The sequence below is a fragment of the Methylobacterium sp. 4-46 genome, assembly GCF_000019365.1.
Taxonomy (GTDB): domain Bacteria; phylum Pseudomonadota; class Alphaproteobacteria; order Rhizobiales; family Beijerinckiaceae; genus Methylobacterium.
In genome coordinates, this window is the sequence record NC_010511.1 from 6,624,498 (window position 1) to 6,637,403 (window position 12,906).

Genomic DNA, 12,906 nt, shown 5'->3' on the forward strand with positions numbered 1-12,906 from the left:
TCGCCGCGTGATCGGGTGCCGCCCTAGGCCGCGCCGTCCCGGGCGAGGGACGCCGTCGCGCCCGGCCCCGCCTCGCCGCGGCGCAGATGCGCCACGAAATCCTGCGCGAAGGGCGGCAGGGCGGCGAGGTCGCGCATGCAGATGGTGAGGTCGCGGGTCGCCCAGGGATCCTCCAGCGCCACGATCGCGATCGCCATGGTGCGGGCGGCCCGCCGGGCCGTGGTCTCCGGCACGATGCCGAGGCCGACCCGGCACTCCACCAGCCGGCAGACCGCGTCGAAGCCCCGCAGCTGCACCCGCAGCCGCAGGGGCTGGCCGATCCGCGCCGCCTTGGTGAGCAGGAACCGGGTCAGGGCGCTCGCCCGGTCGAGCCCGACGAGGTCGTGGTCGATCACCTCCGCGAAGGGGACGGCGACGCGGGACGCCAGCGGGTGGTCGGCCGCCACCGCCAGCACGAAGCGGTCGCGCCGGAACGGATAGGTCTGCAGCGTGCCGGTCTCGACGGTCGCCGCCACCAGGCCGAGATCCGCCGCCCCCTCGGCGACCAGCCCGACGATCTCGTCCGAGAGCCGCTCCTCGATCTCGACGCTCACCCCCGGATGCTGCGTCAGGTAGGCCGAGAGCACCTCGGGCAGGAATTCGGTGAGCGCGTTGGTGTTCGACAGGACGCGGATCTGCCCGGCCGCGCCCCCCGCGAAGGCCGCCAGGTCCGCCTGCAGCCGCTCGACGCTCCCCAGGATCGCCCGGGCATGCGACAGCAGCGTGCGCCCGGCCGGCGTCGGCGTCACCCCGTGCCGGGCCCGGGTCAGCAGCGCGGCCCCGAGGGAGGCCTCCATCGCCCGGATGCGGTGGCTCGCCGCGGCGAGCGCGAGGTTGGCCCGGGCCGCCCCGTGGGTGATCGAGCCCGCCTCGACCACGTGGCGGAACAGGCTCAGGTCGACGAGGTCGAAATGCATCGGGCAGTCCCGCCGGGAGAGGGCCCGATCCTGCGCCGCGCACGAAGGGCCGCCGCGGGAAATCTCTGGTATACCAGGGATCGGATGGGTCCCCAGGTTTCGCGGATCGCGAAGTCTCCGTCAACGAGATTCGCATTGCGAACCGGACCATTTCCAAACAAAGAGGGCACGAATGGGCGGCGCGCCGCCGGAACGCCCGGGCCCCGTGGCCCCGTGGCCGCGTTGTCGCCCCGTGACGGAGCCGATACGTAGCTGAGTTGGGAGCCGGACCAGTCGCCGGGCCTGCACGGAGCAAGGATCGCATCATGGCCGAAATCGTCAGGCCCGCCGTGGCCCGACCCCTCTCGCCCCACCTCCAGATCTACCGCTGGACCTGGACCATGGCGATGTCGGTGGCCCATCGCCTCACCGGGATCGCCCTCTACGGCGGCACCGCGCTGGTGGCGGTCTGGCTGGTGGCGCTCGCCTCCGGCAAGGCGGCCTACGATCCCGTGGCCTGGCTCTACGGCTCGATCCTCGGGCGGCTGGTGATCTTCGTCTATACCTGGATCCTGATGCACCACATGCTGGGCGGCATCCGCCACCTCATCTGGGATTTCGGGCACGGCATGGAGCCGGGCACGCGCATCGCGATGGCGCGGTACACGCTCGTCGGCTCGGCCGTGCTCACGGTCGTGATCTGGGCCGCGGCCCTGCTGGCACGCTGAGGGAGAGCGCCATGGTCGACAACCGTCCCGAGGCCACCCGCACCATCCGGACCTCCTACGCCCGGGTGCAGGGGCTCGGCCCGGCCCATCACGGCACCGGCGAGTGGTGGCTGCACCGCGTCACCGCGGTCTCCAACGTGCCGCTGATCCTGTCCTTCGTGGTGATCGTCGCCCTCTGCGCCGGCCGCTCCTACGAGGACGCGGTGCGCCTGGTGTCGCACCCGCTCGTCGCGATCCTGCTGATCCTGGGCGTCCTCTCGGTGACGAACCATATGCGGATGGGCATGCAGATCGTCATCGAGGATTACGTCCACGACAAGGGTCTGAAGATCGCCGCGGTGATCGCCAACACCTTCTACAGCACGGTGGTGGCGGTCGCCTGCCTGTACGCCATCGTGCGGATCAGCCTGCGCGCCTTCGCCTGACGTCCAACCCCCTCGAGCAGCGCCCGATCACGTTGCCGCCGGACGCTGCTCCAGGTTCCTGATTTGCCGCATTTTCTTCGACGAGCCGGAAGCCACTTCGTCGGAAAATGCTAGAGGGATCACGCCCATGGCCATCAACGGAAAAGCCGCGCCGGCCCAGACCGGCCAGGCGTACCCCATCGTCGAGCACAGCTTCGACGTCGTCGTCGTCGGCGCCGGCGGCGCGGGGCTGCGCGCCACGGTCGGCTGCAGCCAGGCGGGCCTGCGCACCGCCTGCATCACCAAGGTCTTCCCGACCCGCTCGCACACGGTCGCGGCCCAGGGCGGCATCTCGGCCTCCCTCGGCAATATGGGCCCGGACGATTGGCGCTGGCACATGTACGACACCGTGAAGGGGTCGGACTGGCTGGGCGACCAGGACGCGATCGAGTACCTGGTGCGCAACGCCCCGGCCGCGGTCTACGAGCTCGAGCACTGGGGCGTGCCCTTCTCGCGCACGGCCGAGGGCAAGATCTACCAGCGGCCCTTCGGCGGCATGACCACCGATTACGGCAAGGGCACGGCCCAGCGCACCTGCGCGGCGGCCGACCGCACCGGCCACGCCATGCTGCACACCCTCTACGGGCAGGCGGTCAAGAACCGGACCAACTTCTTCATCGAGTACTTCGCCCTCGACCTGATCATGGACGAGGAGGGCCGCTGCCGCGGCGTCATCGCCCTCGACCAGGCCACCGGCGAGATCCACCGCTTCCGCGCCGCCATGACCATCCTGGCGACGGGCGGCTACGGGCGCGCCTATTTCTCGGCGACCTCGGCCCATACCTGCACGGGCGACGGCAACGCCATGGTGCTGCGCGCCGGCCTCGCCCTCGAGGACATGGAATTCGTGCAGTTCCACCCGACCGGCATCTACGGGGCGGGCTGCCTGATCACCGAGGGCGCCCGCGGCGAGGGCGGCTACCTCACCAATTCGGAGGGCGAGCGCTTCATGGAGCGCTACGCGCCCTCGGCCAAGGACCTCGCCTCCCGCGACGTGGTCTCCCGCTCCATGACCATGGAGATCCGCGCCGGCCGCGGCGTCGGCAAGAACAAGGACCACATCTACCTCCACCTCGACCACCTCGATCCCAAGATCCTGCACGAGCGCCTGCCCGGCATCTCGGAATCGGCCAAGATCTTCGCCGGCGTCGACGTCACCAAGGAGCCGATCCCGGTGCTCCCGACCGTCCATTACAACATGGGCGGCATCCCGACGAACTATCACGGCGAGGTGCTGACCCTGCGGGACGGCAATCCCGACTACGTGGTGCCGGGCCTGATGGCGATCGGCGAGGCGGCCTGCGTGTCGGTGCACGGGGCGAATCGGCTCGGCTCCAACTCGCTCATCGACCTCGTGGTGTTCGGCCGCGCGGCCGGGCTGCGCTGCGCCGAGATCGTGGAGGCGAACGGCCGGCTGCCGGACCTGCCGAAGGACTCGGCCGACAAGGCGCTCGCCCGCCTCGACCGCTTCCGCTACGCCAATGGCGGCAGGCCGACCGCGGAGCTGCGCCTCGACATGCAGCGGACGATGCAGAACAACTGCGCGGTCTTCCGCACCGGCGAGGTCCTGGAGGAGGGCAAGCACCTCATCCACAAGGTCTGGTCGGGCATCGACGACATCCGGGTCACCGACCGCTCGCTGGTCTGGAACACCGACCTGCTGGAGACGCTCGAATTCGACAACCTGATCGGCCAGGCGGTGGTCACGATGGAATCGGCGGTCAACCGCACCGAATCCCGCGGCGCCCATGCCCGCGAGGACTTCCCCGACCGCAACGACAAGGACTGGATGAAGCACACCCTCGCCTGGCTCGACCCGGAGGGCCGCAAGGTCACGATCGACTACCGGCCGGTCCACACCTACACGATGTCGAACGACATCGCCTATATCGAGCCGAAGGCGCGGGTCTATTGAGCGGCGCGGCGGGCGGGAGAGCCCCATGCTGAAGCGGATGCGCCGCGCCAAGCCGGCGGCCTCGCCCGATTTCCTGCGGGCCGGGGCCCCGGCGGAGCCGCCCGGCTCCTGGCAGGAGATCGTGCGCGGGGCCTCGTCCGGGGACCTCGCGGCCGAGCGCCTGCGCGTCGCCAACCCGATGCGGGAGGCCTACTTCGCGCAGAACGCGGATCCGGAGAGCCGCTTCGCCTCGAAATGGACCCACTACCTCGACGCCTACGACCGCCACCTGGCGCGCTACCGCGGCCGGCCGGTCCGGCTGCTGGAGATCGGGGTCAACCACGGCGGCTCCCTCCAGGTCTGGCGGCGCTATCTCGGGCCCGAGGCGGTGATCCACGGCCTCGACATCGACCCGCGCTGCGCGACGGTCGGGGATCCGGACGTCACCATCCACATCGGCAGCCAGACCGACCGGGCGCTGCTGGGGCGGATCGCCGAGGCGATGGGCGGGATCGACGTGGTGATCGACGACGGCAGCCACGTCAGCGCCCACCAGATCGCCACCTTCGAGACCCTCTACCCGCTGCTCGCGCCGGACGGGGTCTACGCGGTGGAGGACGTGCACTGCTCCTACTGGCCGGAGGTCGGCGGCGGCTACCGGGCGCCCGGCGCCTTCATCGAGTACGCCAAGGACCTGCTCGACCGCCTGCACGCCCGCTACGTGCTCGACCCCGACCCGGGGCCGCGCGACCCGGGCTTCGCCGACGTGACCGACGCGATCGCCTTCTACGACAGCCTCGTCGTGTTCGAGCGGCGCCCGAAGGGGCCGGCCCGGGCGATCCCGGTCGGATTCCGGATGCTGGAGTGAGGGAGGCGCGCCGTGACCCGATTTCCCCGCAGCGCCCGCGATCCCGCCGTGAGGGGCGGCCGCGCCTGCATCCGCGGCACGGTTCGGGCGATCGGGAGGGCGCACGACGATCGTCTTGCCGGTTCCCTCCTCCTGACCATCGAGGCCGGTCGGCTCCGGCTTCGGGCTCTCGGTTCCGATCAATCTGCCTAGGTTTGCGACATGGCCCAATTCTCCCTTCCCAAGAACTCGCAATACGGCGAGGGCAAGACCTGGCCGAAGCCGGCCGGCGCCAAGAACCTGCAGGAGTTCCGGATCTACCGCTGGAACGAGGATGACGGCCACAATCCGCGGATCGACACCTACTACGTCGACCGCGACGATTGCGGGCCGATGGTCCTCGACGCGCTCTTGTGGATCAAGAACAAGGTCGACCCGACCCTGACCTTCCGGCGCTCCTGCCGCGAGGGCATCTGCGGCTCCTGCGCCATGAACATCATGGGGCAGAACACGCTGGCCTGCACGCTCGGCATCGACGATTGCCGGTCGGCCCAGATCCGGATCTATCCGCTGCCGCACATGCCGGTCCTGAAGGACCTCGTGCCGGACCTGTCGAGCTTCTTCGCCCAGCACGCGGCCATCGAGCCCTGGCTGCAGACCGAGACGCCCTCGCCCGAGAAGGAGTGGCGCCAGACGCCGGAGGACCGCGCCCGCCTCGACGGGCTCTACGAGTGCATCCTCTGCGCCTGCTGCACCACCTCCTGCCCGAGCTACTGGTGGAACGGCGACCGCTTCCTCGGCCCGGCGGCGCTGCTCCAGGCCTATCGCTGGCTGATCGACAGCCGCGACGAGCACACGGGCGAGCGGCTCGACATCCTGCACGACCCGTTCCGGCTCTACCGCTGCCACACGATCATGAACTGCGCCAATACCTGCCCCAAGGGGCTGAACCCGGCCAAGGCCATCGCCGAGATCAAGAAGATGATGGTGGCGCGCGAGGTCTGATCCGGGATCCGGTTGATCCGAGCGGATCCCGTCTCACGCGCCCGCGCGGCGCCTGAGCGAAGCCCGCATCCGCATGGCGACGCAATCCGCCGCATTCGGGATGATCCTTCCCGCTGCGGCATTGCGGCCACACCCCCTCGAAAAGGCGCCTGCGGGCGCCTTTGTCGTTCCGGCCGGCCCTGCGGGCGCCTTCCGGTGCGGCTATGGCGGCGAACACCCCTCCTGTCCGGGATCCGTGATGCCGCGTTCGACCCTCCGCCCCGTCGCCGTGCCGTCGCTCGCCGTCGCGGCGCTCGCCGCGAGCCTGGGGGCCTGCGCCTCCTCGCGCTTCGACGCGGCGCCGCCGCGCCTCGCCGCCCGGCAGGCGCGCCCGGCCGCGCCCGAGGCGGAGCCGGATCTCGGCCCGCCCGGCCTCGCCGCCGGCCCGGTCACCTCCGCCCCGCTCGCGCCGCCGCCCGGCGCCAGCGCGGCGCCGGGCGAGCCGGCGGCCCCGTCCGGCGTGGCGGCCAATCCCGGCGGGCCGATCATGGCCGAGCCGGGCCCGGCGCCCGCGCCGGTGCAGCAGCAGGCCGCCCTGGCGCCGCCCCCGCCGGTCGCGGCCGGCGGGCGCTCCTCGGTGGTCGGCGGCTGGACCGCCAAGGACGCCACCGGGGCGAGCTGCCGCATCACGCTCGCCAGCACCCCGGCCCTCGACCTCTACAAGGCGACCTCGAGCGGCTGCGCCAACAAGGACCTCGCCAAGGTCACGGCCTGGGACTACCGCGACGGCGAGGTCTACCTCTACCAGCCGGGCGGCACGGTCGCGGCGCGGCTGCGCGCGGCGGGCGGCGCCATGGACGGCGCCCTCTCCAAGTCCGGCGCGCCGCTCGCGCTGGTGCGCTGAGGCTGGACAGGGGCGCGGATCGGGGCGAGGGTCGCGGCCCCGTCCCGCCGCCCCGGAGTCCCCGATGCCCTCCCTCGCCGAAGAGGTCGCCCGCACGTTCGGCAGCCCGGCCGTGATGATCGACCTCGACCGGGTCGAGCGGAACATCGCCCGGCTGCAGGCGGCCTGCGACGCCGCCGGCCTCGCCAACCGCCCGCACATCAAGACCCACAAGAGCCCGGTCCTGGCGCGGATGCAGCGGGAGGCGGGGGCGCGGGGCCTGACCTGCCAGACCCTCGGCGAGGCCGAGGTGATGGCCGAGGCCGGCCTCGACGACATCCTGATCAGCTACAACCTCGTCGGGCCGGAGAAGCTCGGGCGCCTCGCCCGCCTGCTGCGGCGCACCGCCCTGACGGTGAGCGCCGACCACCCGGCGGTGGTGGCGGGGCTGGGCGAGGCGGCGGCCGCGGCCGGGCGCCCCCTCGCGGTGATGGTGGAATGCGACACCGGCCGCGCCCGGGCCGGCGTCGCGCGCCCCGAGGAGGCGGTGGCCCTGGCGCGGCAGATCGCCGGCACGCCCTCCCTGCGCTTCGCCGGGCTCCTGCTCTACCCGCCGGAGGACGGCGTCGCGGCGACGCAGGCCTTCCTCGACCGCGTCCGGCAGGGCCTGGCCGGGGAGGGGCTGGAGGCCGGCATCGTCTCGACCGGCGGCACCCCGAACCTGCGGCATCTCGGGGCGGTCCGCGGCGCCACCGAGCACCGGGCCGGTACCGTGATCTTCAACGACCGCATGATGATGGCCTGCGGGGCGGCGCTCCCGGAGGATTGCGCCCTCGACGTGGTGGCCACGGTGGTGAGCCGGGCCGTGCCCGAGCGCGGCGTCCTCGACGCGGGCTCGAAGACGCTCACGGCGGATCCGGGCGGCGGCCTCGACGGGTACGGGCTGATCCGCGAGGCGCCGCGGGCCCGCATCCACAAGCTCGCCGAGGAGCACGGCTTCCTCGACCTCGCGGCCTGCCCGGAGGCGCTGCCGGTGGGCAGCGTGGTGCGGGTCGTCCCCAACCACGTCTGCGTCGTGGTCAACATGGTCGACCGGCTGGTGACGACCCGCGCAGGACGGATCGTCGGCGAGATCCCGGTCGCCGCCCGCGGCCTCACGGGCTGACGGGCGCGCCCGCGCGGGCGGCGGCGAGCATCGCCCCGGCGCGCGACACCTCCCGCATGATCCCCGCCCCGTCGTCGAAATCCGCGTCCCTCTCGACGATGACGACCCGCGCGGCCGCCCGCCGGAGGAGGTCCGCGTAGAGGCTCCAGCTCCGCTCGGAGATCGGCGCGCTGTGGCTGTCGATCATCCGCCCCCCGGCCTCGACGCCGCCCGAGAGGTGGACCTGCACGACGCTCTCCAGGGGAAAGGAGCGCAGGATGTCGGCCGGGTCCAGGCCGCGGTTGAGGCTGTTGACCTCGATGTTGGTCACGTCGAGGAGCATCCCGCACCCCGTCGCCCGCACGAGCTCGCGGAAGAACTCGCCCTCCGTCATCTCGGCCCCGGGGATCGTCAGGTCCGCGGTGATGTTCTCGAGGACCAGCGGGATCCCGAGGCAGTCCTGGACCGCGTTCACGTTGTCGATCGCGGCGCTCAGGTTCGACCGGCCGTACCAGACCGGCGTGAGGTGGCCGAGGCTCACGCCCCGCACGCGGGTCACCGCGAGGTGGTCGCTGTAGTAGGGCGCCGCCGTGAGCCGGCAGAGGCGGCGCACCTCCCCGAGATAGTCCGGGTTCGGGCGCTCCGCGCTCCCCACCGAGAGGTCGAGGCCGTGCAGGACGATGGGCAGGCGCTCGCGCAGCGCGGCGAGTTCGTTCCGCCGCTCCGGCCGGAACAGGTAGTTGTCGGCCATCACCTCGACGACCTCGACCCGGCCCGCGGCGCCGAGGATCTCCTCGCGCAGGTCGAGCCGGTAGCCGATCCCCGCGCCCAGGCGGGCGTTGGCGTCAGGGCGCTCAGGCATGCAGGACTCCGAGCCGGACCAGGTGCGAGACGTGCCGGCGCACGAGGTCCGCGACGTCCCCCCGCCGCAGCTCCTCTCCCAGGATCCGCGCGCAGGCGGCGAGGTCGGTGCGCCCGTCGCACAGGTCGAGCAGGCGCTCCGTCGCCGCGTTGATCGCGAGCGCGCCGGGCGCGCCGTCCTCCCGCCGGCGATAGACCGCGAGGATGCAGGCCGAGGGCTGCGGCGCCACCGCCTCGCCCCGGCCGAGCGCGGCCGCGATCGCCGCGACCGCGAAGCCGTGCCGCTCCACCGTCGTCCCGCGCGCCAGGCGGGGCCGGGCCTCGCGCGCCGGTTCGCCGTCGCCCGCGGACCGCGCCGGCTCCGCGCCCCGCTTCGTGCAGAGCCGCTGCCGCTCGTACCGGACGAGGTCGAACAGGTAGGGCGGGTCGCCGGCCCCGACCGCCTGGGCGAGGCTGCTGCCGAACCCGATGAGATGCGCCAGGGACTGCGCCCTATCCTGGGACGGGTGGCCCGCGTAGTAGCGGCGGTAGGCCCGCGCGACGCGGTCCGGCGCCGCGGCGCAGGCCGCCGGGTAGGCGTTGCGGATGCGGTCGAGCGCCTTGCCGAACAGCTCGCCGGCGATCTCCTCCACGGGCGCGCGGGGCAGCGCCGCCAGCGCCGCGGCCTCGGCCGCCGGCAGGCCCAGGCTCTCCACCGCGGCTTCCGGATTCTTGAAGAACAAACCCCGATAGATTTCGTCGGTATAGAGTTTCGCCAGCACGGATTGCATGTCAGACAAGCTCATCCTGGCGATCTCACCCCATCATCTGAAGGAGAAGAATTTCACGATCGTGGTGAGAATGCCGGAATTGAACCGGCTGCTGGTGTCCGTGATCTGGGCGAACTCGGATCGCCGGCACTTGGTGTTGTCGGCCGAGCAGGAGCCGGCCCCGCAGGAGGCGCCGCCGCTCGCCAGATCGAGGTCGTCCAGGGGCAGGGATTGCGGGTCCGAGGGCGCCGCGACCTCCACGGCCTCGAACGGGTCGCCCTGCTCGGGGGCGCTCCCCTCGGGCCGGGCGCCGTCCTTGTCGTCGCGGGTCGGCATGCCGGTCTCCTCCGTGGCGCGTCGGGTCGATGGTCCGGCCGCGTTCGGGGGCACGCGGCGCCCGCCCTGGCCGTGCACCGCGCATGTCCGTGACCGGCAGGACGCGTCCTCCTCGGCGGGGCAGTCCTCGACGCCTCCCCTCCCGGGGGATGCGCCCGCACTCCCGCCGATGCTCCAATCCGGCCGGACTTGCAACTGTACAGACGAAGAGTATCACTTGGGCATGACTCCCGCAACGCGGCCTTCTCGTTGCGTATGCTCCGGCCTCGGCGCAAGTCGGGCGCGCTCGTCTGCGCCGGGACGCCGCGAGGGCCGGTCTCTCCTGATGCGGGGGAGCCTGTGCCGGCCCGCGGCGGGGAGCGGCCGGCCGTGACGGACCGGGCGCAGGCGCGCGGCGCGTCCCCGATCGACGATCCGCCCCGGGCGTCCCTCGTCGAGGCGCTGAGGCGGATGGGCCGCGGCGGGGCGGGCGCGCGGCGGCTCGCGATCGATCTCGGCTGCGGCGCCGGTCAGGACAGCCTCGCCCTGCTGCGCCGGGGGTGGACCGTCGTCGCGATCGACGCCTCCGCGCGCGCCGGGGAGGCCGTGCGGGCGGCGGTCGAGCCGCGCCACGCCGCCCGGTTCCGCTTCGTCCGGGCGCGGTTCGAGGCCGCGGCGCTGCCCGCCGGAGCGGCGCTCGTCAATGCCAGCTTCAGCCTGCCGTTCTGCGCGCGGGAGCACTTCCCGCGCGTCTGGGCCGGGATCGAGGCCGCCCTGGCTCCGGACGGATGGTTCGCCGGCCACTTCTTCGGCATGCGGGACGAGTGGGTCCGCGAGGGCGCCTGCCTCGGGTGGACGGCGGAGGAGATCGCGCGGCTGTTCGCGCGCTTCGAGGTCGTCTGGCGGCGCGAGGAGGTCGAGCGCGCCCCGTCGATCCACGGCCCGGTGAAGCGCTGGCACATCGTCGCGGTGGTCGCCCGGAAGCGGGCGCCGGGAGGCGGCCGGTTCGGCTGACCCGGTCGCGGGCCGTCGCGTGTCGCCCGGCATCAGGGGGCCGTGGCTCGACGGGGCGGCGGGGCCCCGGGCGCCCGTCGCGGCGGGACCGCGGCCCCGAGCGGGCGGGCCGGGGATCAGATCCGGGCGCACAGGCCCCACCAGAGCGGCAGCGTCAGGAAGGACAGTACGGTGCCGATGCCGACGAGCAGCGTGATCAGCCGCGCGTCGAGGCCGTACTGGATCGCGACGATCGACCCGCCGATCTGCGGCGCCATCGCGGATTCGAGCAGCGTGACCTGGACCGGGACGCCCCTCAGACCGAGCAGGCCGATGTACAGGGCCATGATGATCAGGGGGGCGAGCAGGAGCTTGTAGCCGATGCCCAGGCACAGGGCCAGGGCGTTGCCGGAGAGGGCCGCGGCGCGAAGCTGCAATCCGACGGAGACGAGCGCCAGGGGAGCCAGCGTGCCGCCGAGCCGCGCCAGGATCGACGCGAACCAGTCGGGATAGGGGAGGGGCAGCAGGAGGAGGGCGGCCGCGAGCGCGATCAGCGGCGGGAAGCCCGCGATCCTCTTGAGAATGTCGCGATGCGTGAGCGATGGTCCCTCGGCGTAGAAGCACACCGCGAGGATCCCGAGCGTGCTGAGGACCAGGTAGGTCCCGAGTTGATCGATGATGATCCCGAGCTGCATCTTGTCCGCGCCGAAGAAGCTCTCGATCACCGGCAGGCCGATGAAGGAGGTGTTGCCGAGCCCGGCCACGACGCTGAGCGCGCCCGTCGTCTTCCTGCTGAAGTTCAGCATCCTGCCGAGCAGCCAGAACAGCACCACGCTCGCGAAGAAGACGATCCACGGCATGGCGATCGCGTAGAGCACGGACGCGTCGATGCGCACGGAGTGGATGTGGGACAGGATCAGCGCCGGCAGCGAGATGTGGATGATGAAGGCGTTCAGGGCCGTGTGGGCGTTGTCGGGGACGCGCCCGGCCTTCTGCAGGATGATCCCGATCATCAGGCAGGCGAACAGCATGATGATGTTGTCCATGGCGTCACGCCCCTGTTCGGCGGCCGTCCCTCCGGCCTTCGTGGATCAGTCGGCGTCGCCCGCGCGGGTGGCGGGGGCGGGGACATCCGCGAGATCGCTCGCCCCGGGCGAGGCCGCCTGAACGACGCGGTCGGCGTGGCAGATGATCAGCAGAAATGCAGTCATGGCTACCACATCCGGCATGAGTGATGATGCTCCCGGGTCGCCTCGGAGTGCATCCTTGTCGATTTACGCCGCTTGCGCCTCCGCCAAACGGAGGAGAGCGTTCGTCGTCTTGAAGAGTTGCGCGGGCGCCGTGATCGGCAGCGCGAACTCAGCGTGCGGGCAGCTTTCGCCTGTCGCGCATCCGGCGGTTACGACGCATCCCCGAGGGGCGACCGCAGGCCGAGCACGACGCGCAGGAGATCCGTGTGCGAGCACCCGCAGCTCGCCGGGCGGGAGCCGGACCAGGGTGGCGGCCGAGGCGAGCGGGGGTGACGAAGTCCCGCTCCGGCTCGCGCAGGAGGCGCAGGAGCGCCTCGCCGACCTTCGCCAAGGCGACCCGGGAGGCGTACGGGACCCGTCCCGTCGCGTCGCTGAGGCGCGCGTCGCGTCCCCTGCTCCCGTGCCGGGCGGTCACCTCGGCCACGAGCCGCCTCCCGTCCGCCGTCGCGCCCACGAGGCGTCCCGCCCGCTCGCGGAGCAGGCTCCCCCGCGCGCGCTCGGCCCGCGCCTTGAGCGTTGCCGAACACGATGCGCCGGTCCGGCGCCAGGATCAGGACCGCGGCGGAGAGCGCGTCAGCGGCGCCCCGATGGAGTCGTCGTGGTCGCGGTCCGCGAAGCAGTTCCGCCCGGAGGGGCTGGCATGGACGGCCTCGACGCTCATGTCCGGCTCGCGGCTCTCGCACATCGGCTCGCGCAGGGGATGCACCGGGCCGATCGGCGTCATCGGGTTGAGATGCATATTCTCCGCTGCGGGCTTCAGAATTTCTTCTGCATAGCCGTGATGTGCGGCCATTCTGCTTTCATCGCCAGGCGCCATCCTGCGGCGCGAGGCGTCGTGACGGATGGACAACTCGGCTGC

Annotated in this window: 14 protein-coding genes; 8 read left to right on the forward strand and 6 right to left on the reverse strand. The window is 72.4% G+C overall.

The features are described from left to right. Positions 1-23 precede the first annotated feature (23 nt). Positions 24-956 carry a LysR substrate-binding domain-containing protein gene (locus M446_RS29165; RefSeq protein WP_012335692.1) on the reverse strand — a complete coding sequence of 311 codons (933 nt, stop codon included), beginning with the start codon at positions 954-956 and terminating at the stop codon, positions 24-26. A gap of 305 nt (positions 957-1,261) precedes the next feature. On the opposite strand from M446_RS29165, the gene sdhC reads away from it, so the two are divergent. The 7 genes from sdhC to M446_RS29200 all read left to right on the forward strand — a co-directional run bounded on the left by sdhC (position 1,262) and on the right by M446_RS29200 (position 7,900). Continuing rightward, a complete protein-coding gene (sdhC, locus tag M446_RS29170; RefSeq protein ID WP_012335693.1) occupies positions 1,262-1,663 on the forward strand; it encodes a succinate dehydrogenase, cytochrome b556 subunit in 402 nt (133 codons plus the stop codon). Positions 1,664-1,674: 11 nt separating this feature from the next. Continuing rightward, positions 1,675-2,088 carry a succinate dehydrogenase, hydrophobic membrane anchor protein gene (gene sdhD / locus M446_RS29175; RefSeq protein WP_012335694.1) on the forward strand — a complete coding sequence of 138 codons (414 nt, stop codon included), beginning with the start codon at positions 1,675-1,677 and terminating at the stop codon, positions 2,086-2,088. A 127-nt stretch (positions 2,089-2,215) separates the two neighbouring features. Then, positions 2,216-4,042, forward strand: coding sequence for a succinate dehydrogenase flavoprotein subunit (sdhA, locus tag M446_RS29180; protein WP_012335695.1), 1,827 nt, complete (start codon positions 2,216-2,218; stop codon positions 4,040-4,042). Between the two features lie 25 nt (positions 4,043-4,067). After that, complete coding sequence (locus tag M446_RS29185; RefSeq protein ID WP_012335696.1) at positions 4,068-4,889, forward strand: class I SAM-dependent methyltransferase; 822 nt, start codon at positions 4,068-4,070, stop codon at positions 4,887-4,889. 201 nt (positions 4,890-5,090) lie between these two features. Continuing rightward, positions 5,091-5,873, forward strand: coding sequence for a succinate dehydrogenase iron-sulfur subunit (locus tag M446_RS29190; RefSeq protein ID WP_012335697.1), 783 nt, complete (start codon positions 5,091-5,093; stop codon positions 5,871-5,873). A 238-nt stretch (positions 5,874-6,111) separates the two neighbouring features. Further along, on the forward strand, positions 6,112-6,756 hold the full coding sequence (locus tag M446_RS29195) for an AprI/Inh family metalloprotease inhibitor (RefSeq protein WP_012335698.1): 645 nt from the start codon (positions 6,112-6,114) through the stop codon (positions 6,754-6,756). A 64-nt stretch (positions 6,757-6,820) separates the two neighbouring features. Then, positions 6,821-7,900, forward strand: coding sequence for an alanine racemase (locus tag M446_RS29200; protein WP_012335699.1), 1,080 nt, complete (start codon positions 6,821-6,823; stop codon positions 7,898-7,900). Here the strand turns inward: M446_RS29200 and M446_RS29205 are convergent. From M446_RS29205 to M446_RS29215, 3 genes are read right to left on the reverse strand one after another with little or no spacing between them, the layout of a single operon-like run. Next, on the reverse strand, positions 7,890-8,741 hold the full coding sequence (locus tag M446_RS29205) for a DUF692 domain-containing protein (RefSeq protein ID WP_012335700.1): 852 nt from the start codon (positions 8,739-8,741) through the stop codon (positions 7,890-7,892). The two genes, M446_RS29200 and M446_RS29205, sit on opposite strands and share 11 nt — an antisense overlap. Next, positions 8,734-9,525 carry a hypothetical protein gene (locus tag M446_RS29210; RefSeq protein WP_236728860.1) on the reverse strand — a complete coding sequence of 264 codons (792 nt, stop codon included), beginning with the start codon at positions 9,523-9,525 and terminating at the stop codon, positions 8,734-8,736. The genes M446_RS29205 and M446_RS29210 overlap by 8 nt, the downstream gene beginning before the upstream one ends. A gap of 18 nt (positions 9,526-9,543) precedes the next feature. Then, positions 9,544-9,825, reverse strand: a complete 282-nt coding sequence (locus M446_RS29215) for a hypothetical protein (protein ID WP_012335702.1) — start codon at positions 9,823-9,825, stop codon at positions 9,544-9,546. A 369-nt stretch (positions 9,826-10,194) separates the two neighbouring features. Here M446_RS29215 and M446_RS29220 point away from each other — a divergent pair, with 369 nt between their 5' ends. Further along, a complete protein-coding gene (locus M446_RS29220) occupies positions 10,195-10,818 on the forward strand; it encodes a class I SAM-dependent methyltransferase (protein WP_265576456.1) in 624 nt (207 codons plus the stop codon). 116 nt (positions 10,819-10,934) lie between these two features. Here M446_RS29220 and M446_RS29225 read toward each other — a convergent pair whose 3' ends face one another. Together M446_RS29225 and M446_RS29230 are read right to left on the reverse strand one after the other, a co-directional pair. Continuing rightward, a complete protein-coding gene (locus tag M446_RS29225) occupies positions 10,935-11,843 on the reverse strand; it encodes an AEC family transporter (protein WP_012335704.1) in 909 nt (302 codons plus the stop codon). Between the two features lie 754 nt (positions 11,844-12,597). Further along, positions 12,598-12,840, reverse strand: a complete 243-nt coding sequence (locus tag M446_RS29230; protein WP_265576457.1) for a hypothetical protein — start codon at positions 12,838-12,840, stop codon at positions 12,598-12,600. Positions 12,841-12,906 lie beyond the last annotated feature (66 nt).